Source organism: Duganella sp. CF517 (assembly GCF_900110275.1).
Lineage (GTDB): Bacteria > Pseudomonadota > Gammaproteobacteria > Burkholderiales > Burkholderiaceae_D > Rugamonas.
This window is the reverse complement of record NZ_FODC01000002.1, coordinates 60,924-80,145: the sequence shown is the minus strand read 5'-3', so window position 1 is coordinate 80,145 and position 19,222 is coordinate 60,924. Positions and strand designations below refer to the sequence as shown.

At 67.2% G+C, this 19,222-nt stretch carries 12 protein-coding genes; 6 read left to right on the top strand and 6 right to left on the bottom strand.

From position 1 onward, the window contains the following. Positions 1–31: 31 nt before the first annotated feature. The 3 genes from BMX85_RS07465 to BMX85_RS07455 all read right to left on the bottom strand — a co-directional run bounded on the left by BMX85_RS07465 (position 32) and on the right by BMX85_RS07455 (position 3,447). Complete coding sequence (locus tag BMX85_RS07465) at positions 32–1,219, bottom strand: glycosyltransferase family 2 protein (RefSeq protein ID WP_090315421.1); 1,188 nt, start codon at positions 1,217–1,219, stop codon at positions 32–34. Further along, positions 1,216–1,770, bottom strand: coding sequence for a serine acetyltransferase (locus tag BMX85_RS07460; protein ID WP_090315419.1), 555 nt, complete (start codon positions 1,768–1,770; stop codon positions 1,216–1,218). The genes BMX85_RS07465 and BMX85_RS07460 overlap by 4 nt, the downstream gene beginning before the upstream one ends. Before the next feature lie 183 nt (positions 1,771–1,953). Continuing rightward, positions 1,954–3,447, bottom strand: coding sequence for an Atrophin-1 multi-domain protein (locus BMX85_RS07455; protein ID WP_143067920.1), 1,494 nt, complete (start codon positions 3,445–3,447; stop codon positions 1,954–1,956). Positions 3,448–4,102: 655 nt separating this feature from the next. Between BMX85_RS07455 and BMX85_RS07450 the strand changes: the two genes are divergently transcribed. After that, positions 4,103–5,242 (top strand): nucleotidyltransferase family protein, encoded by a 1,140-nt coding sequence (locus BMX85_RS07450; RefSeq protein WP_090315415.1) that lies wholly within the window; start codon positions 4,103–4,105, stop codon positions 5,240–5,242. A gap of 12 nt (positions 5,243–5,254) precedes the next feature. Further along, positions 5,255–6,664, top strand: coding sequence for a mannose-1-phosphate guanylyltransferase/mannose-6-phosphate isomerase (locus BMX85_RS07445; RefSeq protein WP_090315413.1), 1,410 nt, complete (start codon positions 5,255–5,257; stop codon positions 6,662–6,664). An 87-nt stretch (positions 6,665–6,751) separates the two neighbouring features. Here BMX85_RS07445 and BMX85_RS07440 read toward each other — a convergent pair whose 3' ends face one another. Beyond that, positions 6,752–8,710, bottom strand: a complete 1,959-nt coding sequence (locus tag BMX85_RS07440; protein ID WP_373923531.1) for an acyltransferase family protein — start codon at positions 8,708–8,710, stop codon at positions 6,752–6,754. Positions 8,711–9,337: 627 nt separating this feature from the next. Between BMX85_RS07440 and BMX85_RS07435 the strand changes: the two genes are divergently transcribed. From BMX85_RS07435 to BMX85_RS30425, 4 genes are all read left to right on the top strand, one after another. Further along, complete coding sequence (locus BMX85_RS07435; protein ID WP_090315406.1) at positions 9,338–9,832, top strand: FxDxF family PEP-CTERM protein; 495 nt, start codon at positions 9,338–9,340, stop codon at positions 9,830–9,832. A gap of 156 nt (positions 9,833–9,988) precedes the next feature. Further along, entirely contained in the window at positions 9,989–11,014 is a 1,026-nt protein-coding gene (locus tag BMX85_RS07430) for a TIGR03790 family protein (RefSeq protein ID WP_229210337.1), read from the top strand. A gap of 139 nt (positions 11,015–11,153) precedes the next feature. Next, positions 11,154–14,186 (top strand): ExeM/NucH family extracellular endonuclease, encoded by a 3,033-nt coding sequence (locus tag BMX85_RS07425; RefSeq protein WP_090315404.1) that lies wholly within the window; start codon positions 11,154–11,156, stop codon positions 14,184–14,186. A gap of 12 nt (positions 14,187–14,198) precedes the next feature. Further along, complete coding sequence (locus BMX85_RS30425; RefSeq protein WP_090315402.1) at positions 14,199–14,840, top strand: NF038129 family PEP-CTERM protein; 642 nt, start codon at positions 14,199–14,201, stop codon at positions 14,838–14,840. 233 nt (positions 14,841–15,073) lie between these two features. Here BMX85_RS30425 and BMX85_RS07415 read toward each other — a convergent pair whose 3' ends face one another. Beyond that, entirely contained in the window at positions 15,074–18,250 is a 3,177-nt protein-coding gene (locus BMX85_RS07415; RefSeq protein WP_090315400.1) for a S8 family serine peptidase, read from the bottom strand. Positions 18,251–18,273: 23 nt separating this feature from the next. Next, positions 18,274–19,083: an NF038120 family PEP-CTERM protein gene (locus BMX85_RS07410; protein ID WP_177196682.1), complete on the bottom strand. Its 810-nt coding sequence runs from the start codon at positions 19,081–19,083 to the stop codon at positions 18,274–18,276. Positions 19,084–19,222: the final 139 nt, after the last annotated feature.

The window sequence follows — 19,222 nt, the reverse complement described above, 5'->3', positions numbered from 1 at the left end:
CGGTATTCCTTTTCCAGTTGCTTGATTGGGGTTATTCCGTGTCGCGCTTGGAGCGCACCCACTCGACCTGGCGGTTGACCAGGAAGCCGATATACACCGGCACCTTCCAGAACACATACAGCACCGCCATGGCCAGGTTGGCCGCGCTGAGGATCTTGCGGCCGTAGCGCCACCACGCCACCAGCACCGCCACGCCCAGCGCCGCCAGCAGCGCCACGGCCGCCAGCAGCGGGCCGGCGCCGCCGCCGAACAGCGTGAACACGGCGGTCAGCGCGCCCAGCGCCAGCACCATCAGCACCAGCAACGCCAGCGGCGGCACGGCCAGGTCGAGCGCCATGCCTACCATGCCGGGACGGCCCTTGAGCAGGCCTTCGAGCAGGAAGCGCGGCGCCGCCGACAGGATCATGCTCAGATGGCCATGCTCCCAGCGCTTGCGCTGGGTCTCGGTGCCGGCGTCGCTGGCGGGGAAGGTGCTCGACACCAGCGCCTGCGGACAGAACAGCGGCGGCGTGCCGGCGCGCGCCAGATCCATGCCCAGCTTCATGTCCTCGACGATGTGGCCGTTGGCCAGCGAGGCCGTGCTGATGATGCCCCACGGGAAAGCCATGCCGCTGCCCATCAGCGGGCAGGGGATGCCCAGGCGCAGGAAGCCGAGCGGCCGCACCAGGTTTTTGACGGCCCAGGCGAATTCGGCGATTTTCTTCATCGGGCCGCTGCCGGCCGGCGAGCGCATCAGGTACAGCGCCTGCACCGGGCGGCCGCTGGCGACGGCGGTGCGCGCCAGGCGGTCGATCGCGCCCGGTTCGACCAGGCAGTCGGCGTCGACGATCATCATCACCCCGGGCGGGTCCTCGGCCAGGCAGCGCACGCCGAAGTCGAGCGCGTAGCCCTTGCCGCGCAGGGTGGCGTCGAAGCGCTCGCGCACCTCGGCGCCGGCGGCGCGGGCGGCGCCGGCGGTGTCGTCGGAGCAGTTGTCGGCCACCACCAGCACCCGGTCGCCGTCCTGCAGCTGCGGCAGCAGCGTGGCGATGGTGGCGCCGACGCCGTCTTGTTCGTTGTGGGCCGGCACCAGGATCGCGATGCGCGGGCGGCGCCCGGCCGGCGGCGCGCCGGGGCCGGGCGCGGCGATGGCCAGCAGCGCTTGCGTCAGCAGCACCAGCACCGGCACCGCCAACAGCGCCAGCACTATATAGAGGAGACCGGCCAGCACGGCGCTCATGCGGCGCTCCGGGCGCCGACGGTGTCGCCGGCGGCCGCGCCGGTCGATGGAATTACGCGCGCCGGCGCGCCGACGGCGGTGGCGCCGTCGGGCACGTCGCACAGCACCACCGACATGGCGCCGATGCGGGCGTTGTCGCCGATGCGCACGCCGCCGAGCACCTGCGCGTATGCGCCGAACTCGACGTTGTCGCCGATGACCGGGGTCGGGCCGTCGGGATGGCGGTTGCCGATGGTGACGCCCTGACGCAAGGTGCAGTTGGCGCCGATGACGGTGTCGGCATGCAGGAAGATGTTACCGAAATGCCAGATGCGCAGGCCGGGGCCGATGCGCGCGCTCTTCGGCAGGCTCACGCCGGTGGCCGTTTCGATCGCGCGGAACATCAACCAGTACAGCGCCAGCGACAGCTTGCGCAGCGCGCCGGCGGGGGCGCGGTCGAGGCGGCGGCCACGCCGATACAGCCAGACGGCCCAGATCGATTGTTCTTTTAAGAAGGGGCGCCGCATCGCGTAGCGTTGCAGGTCTGCCGCCCAGTCCGGGTCATAGCTCATAAGATCGGTGCTTTCGTTGCCAGGCGGGCGCCGACGGCGGCGTCCATTGAAAAGATGTATTTTAATCCATTGCCGTCGGCGTCGCCGCTTTTTTGGTGCACCGCAAAAGAAAAGGCGCATGGCCGAGCGCGGGAAGCGTCGGGCATGCGCCGGGCCCGCTTTCGCGGGCGGGAAGCGTGCAGCTTATTTTTTGACGACGGTCGCGGTCGCGAGCGCGGCTTTGGTGGCGTCCGTTTCCGTGACCGCGGCCATTTCGGCGCGCACCGTGGAGACGGCGTTGGCGGTGCCGCTGATGCCGGTCAGGATGATCCAGGCGCCGCTCGGCCAGACGAAGCGCGCCGATTCACCGTTGGCCATGTTGCCCGACTGGAACTTCATCGTGCCGCCCGAATAGACCTGGATCTTCAGGCGGGCGCCGCCGGTGGCGATGACGCTGAACTTCTGCGTGCTGCCCACCACCGGCTTGCCCCAGGTGATCTTGCTCAAACCGGTCGAGTTGGCGTTGCTGACGACGGTGGTGGTCGGCGATGCCGGGAACACCAGCGCCTGGGCCCACGAATCGAAGTACGGCGTGCTGGTGCCGGAGCTGCGGGTCCACGGACCGCGCATCGACAGCGAGTTGACGCTGGCCGGCGCGGTGCCGCTGACGGCCCTGCCGTTGCCGTCGACCCAGCTTGGCGCCGACACCACTTGGCGCAGGTTGGCGCGGATGCGGTCGAGCTCGGCGGCGACGGCATTGTTCCAGCCGCTGCTGCCGTGCAGGTTGAACGGCGCGCCGTTTTCAACATAGATGGCGAACGGCGTGCCGACGTTGCGGTCGACCACGTAGGCGCCGTAGGTCTTGAGCGTGTCGGCGACCTTGCGCAGCGCCAGGTTGCTGATCTTGGACGTGTCGTAGCTGGCCGGCAGCATCATCAGCGCGCCCTGCGGGATCTGGCCCGAGTTGGTTTTGGTGGCGTCGCCATCGGACGAGGTGGCCGGGTAGATGTACGGCGTGGTGGCCGACAGCGCATTGTAGGTGAGCGACATGGCCAGCGCGTGCTGGTAGGTGGCTAGACCGTCGTTGATCTCGTGGGCGCGGATCAGGCCGGCGGCGGCGGGCACGCCGGTGGCGCGCGCGCCATGGTAGTAGTGCGCCGGATTGCCCCAGCCGGTGCCTTTCGACGGCGACCAGGCGTACAGCGCGGCGACCCACTTGCCGTTCACTTGCTTGAGCTGCCAGAAGGAGTGGACGATGCCGGTGACCGGATCATAGATGTCGGCGTGGCCGTCGCTGCCCGTGGCCGGCAGGGTGTCCTTCGGCCAGCGCGGCAGCGTCACCGGGGCGGCCACGGTGGTGTCCGGATTGTTGACGCCGGATACGCCGTTCAGGCCGTAGACGGTCATCGGGGTATCGGTCGTCTTGGACAGGAACAGGCCGGTCGACCAGGCGCCGCCCTGCACGGCCGGGAAGTAGCTCGAGGTCGGAATCTGATAAGTGCCCAGCACCGGATTGATCGGGCGCGAGTTCCATGGCGAGGTCGCCGAGAACGGCTTTTGATAGGATTCGAACGTGGTCGCCGTGGTGGTGGTCTGGGCACCGGCGTTGAACGCCAACGCGCCGGCGCCGAGCATCGACCAGCCGACCAGCTTAGCGAGGTGTTGGCCAGAGGTGCCAGTTGATTTGCCGAAGAACATGATTAACTCCTGAATATAGATGAATGTGGAGGGCATCAACCGCATCCCTGAAAAATATTATACACAGAAATTCTTGCCGTATGGAATTATTTTGAATATGTGGTTTTGAATGTGGCATATTCGCCCTATAACCGTGGCGCGGGGCGGCGGCATTGTCATTTTCTATTTCCTTCCCTTCAATACGGGGCGGCGACGCCGCCGCGCGGGCCGTTCTTGCGTAAATGGTACGTGCTATTTTCTAAAGTTAATCTAAGCATTCTATTAACTCCGAGCCGTTTCCGGAATATAAAAGGTGGTCGTGGTGATTAAATACCACGGGTATTAAAATAGAATTAATTAATCCGCGGCGCACGCCGCGTTACCGTGCCCGAATTAACCGCGGCGTCTTTGTCGTGGCGCAAAGCTTGGGCGCGGCCGCGCCGCGCCGGCCTGCGGAGCGCGGCCCGCCCGCGCCTGTCTGCTATATTTCGGTAGCGAAACGCAAGAGACGGGCGCGGTCCGGGAAATTTATGTGCGCACGCAGCATTTTTGGCTGGCCAAAGTGTTGTTGCTATGTCATGATCCTACCCGTCGGCCCGCGCCCTGGCCGCGCGGCGCCCCGCGCCGGCCGGCGCCGACGAACATTTTTCTTACCAATCTGAAGAGGACCATATATATGAAGGCGATGATTTTGGCAGCAGGCAAGGGGACCCGGGTGCGCCCGCTGACGTTCGATTTACCGAAACCGATGATACCGGTGCTCGGCAAACCGGTCATGGCCTACCTGATCGAACACCTGGCCAAATACGGCGTCAACGAAATCATGGTCAATGTCAGCTACCTGCACGAAAAGATTGAAGAGTACTTCGGCGAAGGCGACCAGTACGGCGTGCAGATCGGCTACTCGTTCGAAGGCTACACCAACGATAAGGGCGAGGTCGTCCCCGAGGCGCTCGGCTCGGCCGGCGGCATGAAGAAGATCCAGGAGTTCGGCGGCTTCTTCGACGACACCACCATCGTGCTGTGCGGCGACGCCGTCATCAACCTGGACCTGAAGTCGGCGCTGTTCGAACACCGCCGCAAGGGCGCCAAGGCCAGCGTGATCTGCCGCGAGGTGCCGTGGGACAAGGTCGAGAGCTACGGCGTGGTGGTCAGCGACAAGGACGGGCGCATCAAGCAGTTCCAGGAAAAGCCGAAGCAGGAAGAGGCGCTGTCGAACTTCGTCAGCACCGGTATCTATATCTTCGAACCGGAGATCCTCGACCTGATCCCGGCCGGCAAGGTGTTCGACATCGGTTCCGAGCTGTTCCCGCTGCTGGTCGAGCAGGGCGTGCCGTTCTACTCGCAGAACCGCACCTTCAGCTGGATCGACATCGGCAGCGTCAAGGACTACTGGGAAGTGTCGCAGAGCGTCATGATGGGCGAGGTCGCCCACATGGACGTGCCGGGCATCCAGCTGGCCGACGGCATCTGGGCCGGCCTCAACACCAGCATCGACTGGGAAGGCACCACCATCGAGGGGCCGGTGTATATCGGTTCGGGTTGCAAGATCGAAGCGGGCAGCACCATCATCGGCCCGACCTGGATCGGCCACGGCAGCCATATCTGCGCCGGCGCCAACATCGTGCGCAGCGTGCTGTTCGAGTACACCCGTGTGTTACACAACGTAAAACTGGACGAGATGATCGTCTTCAAGGATTATAGTGTCGACCGCGCGGGCGAGATGCGCCATGTGTCAGAATATGGCGATGGCGAATGGACCAACGCCCGCGACCGCCGCAACAAGCGGCGCAACCCGGCCGAGGCCGATAAATAACAAGGAAGTTGCATGAAAATTTACCCGGTAATCCTGTCCGGCGGCGCCGGTACCCGGCTGTGGCCGTTGTCCCGGGCCGTGCTGCCCAAGCAACTGCTGCCGCTGGTGTCCGATAAGACCATGCTGCAGGAAACCGTGCTGCGTTTGACCGGCGGCGCCGAATTGCAGGCGCCGCTGGTCGTGTGCGGTAACGACCACCGTTTCATGGTGGCTGAACAGTTGCGCGAGATCGGCGTCACGCCGCTGGCCATCATGCTCGAGTCGGCCGGGCGCAACACCGCGCCGGCGGTGGCCGCCGCCGCCGAGTACCTGCGCGCGATCGACCCGGAGGCGCTGATGCTGGTGCTGCCGGCCGACCACGTGATCACCGACCGCGCCGCCTTCCACGCCGCCATCGCCAGCGCCGCCCGCTTGGCCGGCGAGGGCGCGCTGGCCACCTTCGGCGTGGTGCCCACCGCGCCGGAGACCGGCTACGGCTACATCCACCGCGGCCAGGCCGTCGGCGCCGCCTACAAAGTCGACCGCTTCGTCGAAAAGCCGGACCAGGCCAAGGCCCAGTCCTTCCTCGACGACGGCGCCTATTATTGGAACAGCGGCATGTTCCTGTTCCGCGCCGAGCGCTATTTGAGCGAGCTGGCCGGTTTCGCGCCGGCGATCGCCGCCGCCGCCGCGACGGCGGTGCACAAGGCCTACCGCGACATGGACTTCTGCCGCCTGGACGAGGAAGCCTTCGCCGCCAGCCCGTCCGATTCGATCGACTACGCCGTCATGGAGCGCACCTCGCACGCGGTGGTGGTGCCGGCCGACATCGGCTGGAGCGATGTCGGTTCATGGTCGGCGCTGCGCGACGTGCTGCCGCATGACGCGCAAGGCAACGCCACCCGTGGCGACGTCTACCTCGACGGCGTGAGCAATTCGCTGGTGCGCGCCGAAAGCCGCATCGTGGCGCTGGTCGGCGTCAGCGACGTCGTCGTCGTCGAGACCGCCGACGCGGTGCTGGTGGCCCACAAGGACCAGGTGCAGCGCGTCAAGCAGGTGGTCGAGCACCTGAAAACCACCGAGCGCACCGAGCATCTGCACCATACCAAGGTGTACCGCCCGTGGGGTTGCTACGAGGGCATCGACATCGGCGAGCGCTTCCAGGTCAAGCGCATCACGGTCAATCCGGGCGGCAAGCTGTCGCTGCAGATGCACCACCATCGCGCCGAGCACTGGATCGTCGTCAGCGGCACGGCCCGCGTGACGTGCGGCGACAGCGTCACCTTGCTGTCGGAAAACCAGTCGACCTATATCCCGATCGGCATGAACCACCGGCTGGAAAACCCGGGCAAACTGCCGCTGCACCTGATCGAGGTGCAATCGGGCAGCTACCTGGGCGAGGACGACATCGTCCGCTTCGAGGACGTCTACCAGCGCGTTTGACGTGAAAAAGCCCGGCCGCGCGCGGCCGGGCTTTTTTTTTCCGCTGTCAGCCACGCCCGCCTTTCGGCGGGCGTTTTGCGTGCTGGCCTACGGTGTCTGTGCCGAGCGTTCGGCGCCGGCGTCGCCCTGCACCGTTTGCGTCAGGTAGGTCACGGCGTCGCGGCTGTAGCTCGGGCGCATGTGCAACGGATCGGTGTAGATCGGCGCGCCGGCCGCGTCGAGCACCGGGCACTCGTTGTCTTTGCACAGATACCGGCTCGGGTCGATCACGTGGGCGCCGTTGGCGGCGGCGATGCCCTGCAGCCTGGCGCGCGTGCTGGCGTTGTCGGCCAGGAACTTGTCGAGCTTGAGGGGGGCGATGCGGGGCAGCGGATGGATGCTGTTGAAGCGCGAGCCCTGGTACATATTGCGCGGATCGTACATGGTGCCGCTGGGCGGCTGCAGCACGATGAACACCCGCTTGCCCAGCAGGCGCAGGTGGCGCACCGTTTGCGCGAACGAGGCGTAGGCCAGCTCGTGAGCGGCGTCGGACGGGAACGACAGCTTGCCGTTGCCGGTGTCGTACTCGATCTCGTTGTTGTAGCCGGAGAAGTGGACGTGCCAGGCCGCGCCGATGACCACCGTGGTCACGTCCGGCTGGCTGGCCAGGTCGTAGGCCGCCGCGATCGCCTTGCGGCACTGCGGGAAGCGGATCAGCGGCAGGCGGATGGCGTTGAGGATGGGCGGGCAGCCGCCGGCGGTGGCGAACACCACCTTGTTGTAGCGCAGCGGCGCCGAGGCCGTCAGTTGCTCCATCTGCGGGCCGTACTGCTGGACCAGAGAATCGCCGATGAACACCGTCTTGCCGGGGGCGTCGGCGGCCAGCTGCTGGAACACGATGCCGTTGTGGCGCAGCGGGGTGAAGCGTTGGCCGGGGAACTCGAAGTCGTTGAGCGCGTTCAGGTAGACGTCGCTGCCGTGCACGTCGATGCGCTCGCGCAGCGCGCCGGCGCCGACGGCGATGCCGAGCGAGGCCATGACGACCATGCCGGCCGTCAGCCCGCCCACCACGCGCCGCTTGGAGGCGACGCCGCGCAGCGGCACCTCGACCAGGCGGTAGGTCAGCCAGGCCAGCGCGACGGCGCCGGCCATCAGCGCGATCTTGAGCTGGTAGGACGGTTTTTCACCGTAGATGATGTAGGCGAACGACAGCAGCGGCCAGTGCCACAGGTACAGCGGATAGCTGATCAGCCCGATGCGCGTGGCCAGCCAGTTGCCCAGCACCACCCGGTTGATCGGCGTGGCCGGACCGGCCATGATCAGCAGGAACGTGGCCGACACCGGCAGCAGCGCCGCCCAGCCGGGGAACACCGTCTGTGGCGTGATCAGGCTGAACGAGGCGACCATCAACAGCGCGCCGGCGATCGAGGCGATGCGCTTTTGCTGGTCGCTCCAGGCCGGACGGTGCAGGTGCAGGTAGGCGCCGACGCCGCCGGTCATCAGTTCCCAGAAGCGCGACAGCGGCGAGTAGAACGCCGCCGTCGGGTTGTCGTAGACGGTGCCCAGGTTGACCGCCATCGAGGCGGCGAACACCAGCCCCATGACGAGGGCGAAATTGAGGCGCTTGCGCATCACGGCCCACAGTATCAGCGGCCACAGGAAATAGAACTGTTCCTCCACACCGAGCGACCACAGGTGCAGCAGCGGCTTGGTGGCGCCCGAGTTGTCGAAGTAGCCGGACTCGAACCACAGCACCAGGTTGGCGATGAAGCCGCCGCCGGCGGCCACGTGGGTGCCGACTTGGCGGAATTCGCCGCGCAGCAGGATGTACCAGGCCACGGCCAGCGTCGCCGCCATCATCACCAGCAGCGCCGGGAAGATGCGGCGCACGCGGCGCGAGTAGAAGTCGAACAGGCTGAAGGTGCCGGCCTCGAGCTGGGTGAGCAGGATCGATGTGATCAGATAGCCGGAGATGACGAAAAAGATGTCGACGCCGACGAAGCCACTGACGAACCAGAGCGGCCAGCAATGGAATAGGATGACGGCCAGCACGGCGACGGCGCGCAGGCCGTCGATATCGGGGCGATATTTGACGGCGTGGCTGTCGGATGCGATGGGTGCGGTGCGCAGAATAACCTCCTGAAATTTGGACTACCCGAAATATATGTATCGGCGGCGCAGGCGGTCATGCGCGCGCGGCCGGTGTTGTGTTCCACGCGCCGTCTGCCGGGTTGCAGCAATGCGTGGGGTATTGCTTGATTGTCAGATTTGTGGCCGTCAAGAAAAGTCCTGCCAGCCTAAAATTGTAATGTTGTTAAACACTTCGCGCATCATATTTTTCACGCTTGGGCAAATACGCCGCGTTTACGGCGCGATGCTGTGGTGTTTTTTGTGTTTCCAAAAAATAACATTTCCTAGAACGCACTACCAGGATCAAGTCGTTGATTGTAAAGTAAATATTTTCGCCGGACCGCCGGGTGACTAGCGCGTTGCAAGGTGGAATTTCGCATTGCGGAATAGAAAAATGTCGCACTGCAATATTTTTTTCATGCTATGAAAAGACTTTCAAAAAAATTATGTAAAATAAAAATAAAGCAACTTAATTGCTAGCTTTATGATATGATCCATCTCAGTTGCTAGTGAACAAACAAGTGGCCGACTTCGGCGGCCTATAACCTCCTTAAGGATTTTCTAATGAAACTGAAATACATCTTCGCAGCTCTGCTGGCCGCCGCTTCGTTCAACGCCATGGCAGCAAACCAGTCCGTACAAATCTACGTGACCCCGCCAACCAGCGATGACAACCACTTCAACGGCAAGTCCGTTGCTGGCGACGGCATCCTGTCCGGTGGCAGCGACGTCATCACCTTCACCGGCCTGGCTGCCGGTTACTACCTGGTTGACGTCAGCGTCAGCGGCCAGAACCTGACCTGGTCGGCACAGTCGAACCTGAACGGTGTTCCTGGCGAACTGACCTCGGCTGGTAAAGGCCGTTACGCTTTCTTCAGCTCGAGCCCAGCGTCGTCGTTCACCCTGAACCTGTTCGGTACCGCCCTGGCCGGCGCCACCTACAGCGGTGACGTCACCGTGACCGCCGTGCCGGAAGCCGAAACCTACGCAATGATGCTGGGCGGCCTGGGCCTGCTGGGCTTCATGGCTCGTCGTCGCAAAGCTAAAAACGCTGCTTAATCAGCACCGCGTTCGCCGCGGCCGCGCCCAACGGCGCGCGCGGCATCCAAAAGCCCCGGCTACGCCCCGGGGCTTTTTTTATTTTTACGGCCACCTTTCCACCTCTATAATGATGCAAGTCCGGTCACATCGACCGGCGCACGCGGAGGAGGGACGGTGCGCGCCACGCCCTGGAAATTACAGACACTCGCCCCCGGCGCCGCCATCGCCGCGCTGGGCTTGACCTTGTCGGGGCCGGCCGCCGCCGCGCTGACGGCGTCGCAGCTGGCGCTGGTCGTCAACGACGACGAGCCCAACAGCGTCGCCATCGGCGCGCTGTACCGCGACGCCCGCGGCATCGCCGAAAAAAACATCGTCCACGTGCGCATCCCCAAGTCGCCGCGCCAGCTCACGCCGGAACAATTCGCCCCGCTGCGCCAGCACATCGTCGACCGGCTCGGCCCTGACATCCGCGCCGTGCTGATGGTGTGGACCGCGCCGTACGCGGTCGGCTGCAATTCGATCACCTCGGCGCTGACGCTCGGCTACGACGCCGCCCAGTGCGCGGCGCCGTGCGGACCCGGCAAGCCCAGCGGCTGGTTCGGCGCCGACCAGGTCTCGCCGGCCATGGCGGCGATGAAGATCAGCATGCTGATGCCGACCGGCTCGGTGCCGCTGGCCAGGGAGCTGATCGCCCGCGGCGGCACCCGCTACTTCCGCTTCCCGACCGCCAGCGCCTACTATCTCACCACCTCGGACGGCCTGCGCAGCGTGCGCTCGCGCCTGTTCCCGCCGGCCGGCAAGGTGGCCTCGCACGAGTTGACGATCAAGCGCCTGAGCGCCGACGCCCTCGAGGACGCGCAGGACATCATGTTCTACCAGACCGGCATGGTCAAAGTCGACAAGCTCGACACCCTGCGCTTCCTGCCGGGCGCGCTGGCCGACCATTTGACCTCGACCGGCGGCGACCTGCTGGGCGATGGCCAGATGAGCAGTCTGCGCTGGCTCGAGGCCGGCGCCACCGCCAGCTACGGCACCGTGTCCGAGCCATGCAACCACGTGCAGAAATTCCCCCATCCGACCGTGCTGCTGAAGCGCTACCTGAGCGGCGACAGCGCCGTCGAAGCCTATTGGAAAAGCGTGGCCTGGCCGGCGCAGGGCGTGTTCATCGGCGATCCGATGGCGGCGCCGTACGCACGCTGAGCGCGCCGGCGGCGCGCCGTCTTTGCGCCGATGCAACACTTGATACATGTGAAACATTGTCGCTGTCATCAGGCGGTCATGACGATGTCATAATATGCAAATTGCTATATTTAATAACAATTTTCCACCTGGATCGTTCATGAAAACTCTCCGCACTCCGTCCGTTTCCCGCGCCGCCGCCACGCCGGGCCGCCGCACCCTGATCGCCGCCGCCTTGTCGGCGCTGTTGTCGGCGCCCGCGCTGGCCGCGTCGCCGGTCGTCATCAGCCAGGTCTACGGCGGCGGCGGCAATTCCGGCGCCACCTTCAAAAACGATTTCATCGAATTGTTCAACCGTGGCGACGCGGCGGTCGACATCACCGGCTGGAGCGTGCAGTACGCCAGCGCCGCCGGCGGCACGTGGGCGGTCAGCAAGGTCACCGGCAACGTCAGCCTGCAGCCGGGCCAATACTTCCTGCTGCAACAGGCGGCCGGCAGCGGCGGCTCCGAAAACCTGCCGACCCCGGACACGCTGGGGTCGCTGGCGATGGGCGGCAGCGCCGGCAAGGTCGCGCTGGTCAGCAACAGCACCGCGCTGAGCGGGGCGGCGCCGTCGAGCGCGGCGCTGATGGACCTGCTCGGATATAACGCCGGCTTCTTCGAGGGCGCCAACGGCCCCGGCCTGAGCAACACCACCGCCGCGCTGCGCGCCGCCGGCGGTTGCACCGACACCGACAACAACGCCAGCGACTTCGCCACCGGGGCGCCGGCGCCGCGCAACAGCGCGACCGCGCCGCGTCCATGCGGCGTGCCGCAGGCGCCGCCGATCGTGGCCAGCTGCCCGGCCAACCTGGCGCTTGCCTTCGGCGTCGACGGCGCCGCCGCGCTGGGCGCCACCGACGCCGACGGCATCGTCAATAGCGCCGCCATCACGGCCGGCGCCGTGCCGGGCATCAGCCTGGTCGACTTCGTGGCCGCCGGCGCCGCCGGCGCCAGCGCCAGCGCCAGCCTGCACGTCGCCGCCAGCGTGCAGGCCGGCAGCTATCCGGTGGTCGTCACCTTCGGCAACGACCAGGCCCAGCAGGCCATCTGCAACATCAACGTCACGGTCGCCGCGCCCGCCACGCTGACCCACACCATTCCGCAAATCCAGGGCAGCGGCGACACCAGCCCGTACGCCGGCACCGTCCAGACCACCGAGGGCGTCGTCACCGCCAAGGTCGGCAGCAGCTTCTTCATCCAGGACGAGCATGGCGACGGCGACCCGTCGACGTCGGACGGCCTGTTCGTCTTCACCACCGCCGCCAACACCGGCACCGTGCAGATCGGCGACCGCGTGCGCATCAGCGGCACCGTCACCGACTACGCGCCGGTGGCCGGCGGCCGCGTCTACACCGAACTGACCGCCGTGACCGCCATCGTCAAGCTGGCCGGCGGCATCGCCGTCACGCCGACCAACGTCAGCTTGCCGCACCCGAACCTGGGCCAGCTCGAAGGCATGCTGGTGCGCTTCACGTCGCCGCTTACCGTGGCGCAACTGCAATACCTGGGCGACCGGGGCGAAGTCACGCTGTCGTCCGGCCGGCTCGAAGTGCCGACCAATAAATACGCCGCCGGCACGCCGGAAGCGGTGGCGCTGGCCGCCGCCAACGCCCGCAACCAGATCATCCTCGACGACGGCATCTTCACCACGCCGAGCGTGATTCCGTACCTGGGCGCCGACGGCTCGCTGCGCGCCGGCGACACCGTCGACAACCTGACCGGCGTGGTCGACTTCGGCGCCAAGGGCGGCGGCGGGGCCGGCTTCAAGCTGCAGCCGACGCTCGCGCCGGTGTTCGCGCAGGACAATCCGCGTCCGGCCGCGCCGCTGCTGGCCGCCGGCAACGTCAAGGTCGCCAGCGCCAACGTGCTGAACTACTTCACCACCTTCACCGACGGCACCGATATCACCGGCGCCAGCGGCCAGGGCTGCGTGATCGGCGGCGGCGCGCCGTCGCGCTCGAACTGCCGCGGCGCCGACAACATCGCCGAGTTCAACCGCCAGAGCGTCAAGATCGTCGGCGAGCTCAAGGCGCTCGACGCCGACGTCTACGGCCTGATGGAGATCCAGAACAGCGGCGACTACTCGGTCACCAAGCTGGTCGACGCGCTCAACGAGGCGATCTCGCCGGGCACCGGCCTGAAGACCTACGCGGTGGTGCCGCAGCCGCCGGCCACCGGCACCGATGCCATCCGCGTGGCGATGATCTACAAGCCCGCCCGCTTGACCCTGGTCGGCAACGCGCTGTCGGACGCCGACGCCATCAACAACCGGCCGCCGATGGCGCAAACCTTCAAGGCGGCCAACGGCGGCAGGTTCTCGCTGGTGGTCAACCACTTGAAGTCCAAGGGCAGCTGCCCGGCGCCATCGAGCGTCGACGGCGACAAGGGCGACGGCCAGAGCTGCTGGAACGCGACCCGCGTGCAGCAGGCCCAGCGCCTGGTGGACGTGTTCGTGCCGCAGGTGGTGGCCGCCGCCGGCGACCCGAAAGTGCTGCTGATCGGCGACTTCAACGCCTACGGCCACGAAGACCCGGTGCGGGCCATCATCAACAAGGGCTATGTCAACCAGCTCGAGCGCTACATCCGCGGCGCCGGCGCCATGCCGTACTCGTACGTGTTCAACGGCGAGGCCGGCTACCTGGACCACGCGCTGGCCAGCGCCGCGCTCAACGCCTCGGTGGTGGACGCGGCCGAGTGGCACAACAACGCCGACGAGCCGACCGTGGTCGACTACAACCTCGACGGCAAGCCGCAGGACAAGTACACCGCCGCGCCGTACCGCGCCTCCGACCACGATCCGGTGGTCGTCAGCCTGAAGCTGCCGGCGCCGGCGTTCGACGTCACCGCCGGCGTGCGCGGCCTCGGCTCGGGCCTGGTGTTTACGCGCCTGACCGGCCGCTGGAGCGGCAACTACGCGATCACCAACACCGGCACCAGCCCGATCAGCGGTCCGCTGCAGATCGAACTGGGCGGCCTGGCGGCCGGCGTCACCCTGGTCAACGCCAGCGGCAGCCGCAACGGCGCGCCGTACATCACCGCCAACGTCGGCTCGCTGGCGCCGGGCGCCACCATCACCGTGCCGCTGAGCTTCACCAAAACCGGCGCGGCCGGCATCAGCTACTCGGCCAAAATTTACAGCGGCAACTTCTAAGGAAAAAATATCATGATCGTCAAATTCCCCGTAGCATCCCTGCGCCGCGCGTTGCTGGCGCTGGCCCTGGGCGCCTGCGCCAGCGTGGCGTCGGCCGCGTCGACTTTCCACGTCGAACTCGACACGTCGTCGTTCGCCGCCACCGGCTGGATCGACCTGCAATTCAACCCCGGTGATCCGTCGAGCCCGTTGGCGCAGGTGTCGCTGACCGGCTTCAGCGGCTTCGGCGACCCGGCCACGGCGCAGCTGACCGGCAACGCCGGCGGTTCGCTGGCGACCGGCTACACCTTCGTCAACAATGGCGCGGGCGGCGCCAACGGCTTGTTCCACGCGGTCGACTTCGGCGGCAAGATCGGTTTCGACGTCACCTTCAGCGGCGCCGCCGATCCTGGCGCCAGCCACGCCTCGGTGTTCGCGGTGGCGTTGTACAACCAGGCGCAGGACGCGCTGCTGGGCACCGACGATCCGAGCGGCTCGCTGGTGTTGCTGAACTGGACGCCGGCCGGCACCGTGGTGCCGACCATGCTGAACAACACCATCGGCACCAGCGTCAACGCGGTGAGCGCCGTGCCCGAGGCGCAAACCTGGCTGATGCTCGGCGCCGGGCTGGCGCTGGTCGGCGGCGTCGCGCGCCGCCGCAAGCTGGCGGCGTAAGGCGTCGGCAACAACGCCAGGGCGCGGCGCCACGCCGCGCGCCGGCAAACCAGGACGGCACATGCGAATGTGCCGTTTTTTTTGCGCTGGCGCGGCGCGCGCGCGGCGGCAACCCCGCGTGCCTTTGGCGATCGCCGGCGGCCCGGCCGCGCGGGGAAAAAAAAACCGCCACACCCTGGCGGGTGCGGCGGTTTCGATGGCAGGTCGCGCCCCCGCGGGGGCGTCCGAGCGGGTTACCGCGCGCTGATCTTGCGGCTGACCTTGGCCGCGCCCTCCGCCAGCGGCACCGGATTGTCGGTCTCCACCAGCAAGGTGGTCGACGAGGCGACGGCGCCGTTCAGGTCGAGGTATTGCACCCCGCCGTAGTAGCGCTTGCCGGTCGCCAGGCCGCTCCAGCTGGCCGTGACCGTGGCCACGTTGCCGGCGTAGACGCGGCTTGGCACGGCCGCCTTCAGCGCGCCGGTCGTGTCGCCACGGGTGGCCACGGCCGACGACAGGTTGAACGCGGTCGAGACGCCGTCGGCCGGCGCGTAGCCGACCACGCAGACGCGGTAGTTGCCGGCCGCAGGGCTGTTCAGGCGCACCCATTCGTTGGAGCCGCCGCGCAGGCTGGCGCCGGCCACGCTGCCGTCCGGAGCCAGCACCACCAGGTCGAGGTCGTCACCGCCGTTGGACGACGTGTCGCGGTCGAACAGTTCGAAGGCGGCGGCCACCGTGTTGGCCGGGATCGCCACCGGAATGGCGCGCACGCCGACCGTGTTGGCCACGCAGGCGGCGGCCACCTCGGCGGCCGTGTCGAGCGGCGCCAGGATGGCCGGCACGGTCTGGGTGGCGCTCTTGCTCACTTCCTTGAAGCCGCCGACGGCCGTGCCCATGCGGCCGTTGAAGCCGGCGAGCACGCTCAACAGCACCGTGCTGGCGGGCCGGGTGCTGGCCGTCAGCGCCGGCGACGAGATGGCCCGGCCGCTGCGCGCCGTCAACGGCACGCGCACCACGTGGTTGGCGTCGGTCCAGGTGACGTCACCGTATTGCCATTCGTTGAACACGGCGTCGGTGCGGGTCAGCTTGACCGTGTAGCTGGCGCTGGCGTTGGGCGCCAGGGTCAGGCTGGCCGGCGTGAGCACCGTGTTGAAGCCGGGCAGGCTGACGCTGCCGCTGTAGGTGGCGGTGCTGGCGCCGACGTTGGTGACGGTGCGGGTGACCTCGACCGTGCCGAGCGCGTTGTTGACGGTGATCGACGGCAGGTTCAGGTTGTAGCCGGTGATCGAGCCCTCGGTGCACTCGGCGCTGAAGCCGGCGCCGCACTGGTAGCGCTTGTAGTCGCGCGCGCCCAGGTCGTACACCAGGCCCGGGTCGCTGGCGCCCTTGCTGTTGTAGGCGCGGCCGTCGGCCGGATGCGGCACGGTGCCGTACGGATTGATGTGGCCGGCGCCCTGGGCCCATGGCAGCACGCCTTGCTGCAGCCCGGCCAGCACGTCGGGGTAGGTCGGCGTGGCGCTGGTCATCAGCGCCGACTTGATCGCCGCCGGCGACCAGGTCGGATGTTGCTGGCGCAGCAGCGCGGCCACGCCGGCCACGTGCGGCGACGACATCGACGTGCCCTGGTACAGCGCCCAGGCCGGCGGCGGCGTCAGGGTGCCGTTGACGACGTTGGCGCGCTGGGTGGCGGTCAGCTCGGGGGTGACGCCGGCCAGGATGTCGACGCCGGGGGCGGTGACGTCCGGCTTGAGCACGTTGCCGTCGTAGCGGTTCGGGCCGCGCGACGAGAAGCCGGCCGAGACCGGCGCGTTGGGCACGATCACGTTGCTGAACACGCTCAGCGCGGCGGAGCCGGTCTGGGCCGCCGCGTAGGCCTTGATGGCGTTGCCGTCGGCCGCGCTCACGTGCACCGTCGGCACCGAATGGATCTCGGCCACCAGGCCGGCGCCGTTGTCGACCATGATCATGCCGACGCCGCCGGCCTGCTTAACGGCCAGGCTCTTGTCGACGCGGGCGTTGGTGCCGCGCACGCAGGTGACGACCTTGCCGGCCACCTTGGCCGGGTCGAGCGTCGGGCCGCCGTTGGCGCCGACGCTGTAGCACAGGCGCGCCTCGCTGGCGCTGGCGCCGGCCAGCACCGCGTCCTCGGAGCGGATCAGCGCGGTCTTGGGCAGGGCGTGGTTGTTGAGCGAAACGCCCTTGTAGGTGGCGTTGTTGCCGAGGGTGACGGTGCCCTGGAACACGCGGTTGTTGACGGCGGCGGCGATCGTGGCCAGCCACGGGCTGACGTGGTTGACCTCGTTGGCGGGACCGTCGTTGCCGGCCGACGCGGCCACGAACACGCCGGCGTTGGCCGCGTGCAGGAAGGCTTGCTCGACGGCGTCGTTGATGACGGTGCCGCCGCTGATCGAGTAGTTCAGCACGTCGACGCCGTCGGTGACGGCCTGTTCGACGGCGGCCACCGCGTCCGCACCCCAGCAGCTGTTCTTGCCGCCGGTGGGGTCGCTGGCGTCGTTGAAGGTCCAGCAAATCTTGTAGGAGGCGATGCGCGCGCGCGGGGCGATGCCCGACACCTGGCCCATGGCGATGTTGTCGCCCAGGGTGGCCGTCACGCCGTTGTTGCCGGCCGCCGTGGTCGAGGTGTGCGTGCCGTGGCCGCCGTGGCCGACGGTGCCGCCGATCGAATCGCGCGGCGAGACGAACTCGGTCCAGTGCAGCTGGCGGCCGGTGGCCCGGAAGCCGTCGATGAAGTAGCGCGCGCCGATCAGCTTGTTGTTGCACTGGGCCACGGTGAAGCCTTCGCCGGTGTCGCAGCCGCCCTGCCAGCCGGCCGGCGCGTCATACGCCAGCGTGCCGCTGTTGTCGAAGGTCGGTTTGCCGTTGGCGTCGACGCGGTCGGCGTAGGACAGGTTCTCCGGCCAGATGCCGCCGTCGATGATGCCGACCACGACGTCCTCGCCGGCCTTGTCCTTGCCGCCGAGCTGGGCCCACAAGCCGTTGGCGCCGTCCAGGCCGAGGAAGGTGGGGGTGTAGTTGGTCAGCATCTGGCGCGGGGTGTCGGCGGTGATGTTGGCCACCGCGCTGTTGCCCTTGAGCGCGCGCACTTCGTCGTCGGTGAGCATGGCCGAGAAGCCGTTGAGCACCACCTTGTAGTCGTACAGCAGCGGCGCGGCCGCCACGACCGCCTTGACCGACTGTTGTTTCTGGATCAGGTAGCCGCTATAGGCCTGGGCCGCGCTGGTGTTGAGGTCGAGCCGCCTGCCGGCGGCCGGCTTGGTGGCGGCGATGCCGGCCACGCCGCCGGTGTACGACGACAGCGGCTTGTCGGCCAGTTGCACGATGTACGGACGGCGCGTGTCGTCGGCGTGCGCGGCCAGGCTCAGGCCGGAAAGCAGCAGCAGGATCGCTGCGGAAACAGGGCGTAATTTCATTGTGGGGTTCCTCGATGGGTGGCTCAAACGGCTGGCGTCGATGCTTGGACTTGTTTACGGCGGCGCGCGGCGCCGACCACGCCGAGCAGGCCGGCGCCCATCATCAGCCAGGTCGACGGCTCGGGCACGGGCGCGGCCACTCCGGAGGTGGTGGTGATGTTGTCGATGGCGAACTGGCCCAGGCCGGTGTCGAACGCCGAGCAATCCTGGTTGGCGTCGCAGACGAAGGCGAAGAAGTACAGGCTGGTGAACTTGGCCGTGCTGAACAGCGAGGACGCCTCGTAGCTGTTGAACTCGAAGCCTTCGCTGCCGGGCGGGTAGAACCGGTAGTCTTCCCACACGGTGCTGTTGTCGGCGTAGAAGCCCTGCACGCGCAGGAAGCCCGGCAGCGCCGGGTAGTCGTAGGCGTTCGAGCCGAGGAAGGAGGCGTCGAACGATTTGACGCCGAACGTGGCGCCCGGGGTGGTGCTGGTGAGCTCGAGGTAGCCGTCGTTGACGAAGCTCGCGTAGCTGCTGTTGCTGGCCGGGCACTGCAGGAAGCCGCACGAGGCGACCGAGTCGGTGCCGTCGATGATGGCGCCGACCGCGTCGCCCGCCTGCGCGTCGGGGTCGGGGGAGTAGGCGCCGATGTTGAAGCCCTGGCTGACGATGGCGTCGGCGTGCGTCAAGCCGATCGGCGGCAAGCCGTTGAAGTCGATGGTGACGTCGGCCGCCCGGGCCGACGGCAGGGCGGCCATCGTCAGGCCGGCGAGGATGGTGGCCCGGACCAATGGTGTCAGTCGGAGGCTCGACGCGGCGCGTGGCGCATCGATGGGGGACGAGCTGCGTTTCATGGATCTACCCTTTTGTAAGTGAAGCGGATGGACGTTGATGCCCCTTGACGCGCCGGGACAAGCGTGTGCTCCCGTCTGCGCGGGAGATGTCAAGAAGTGTAGCAACGCCGACAATAAAAAGGCAAAAAGTTTAGGAATG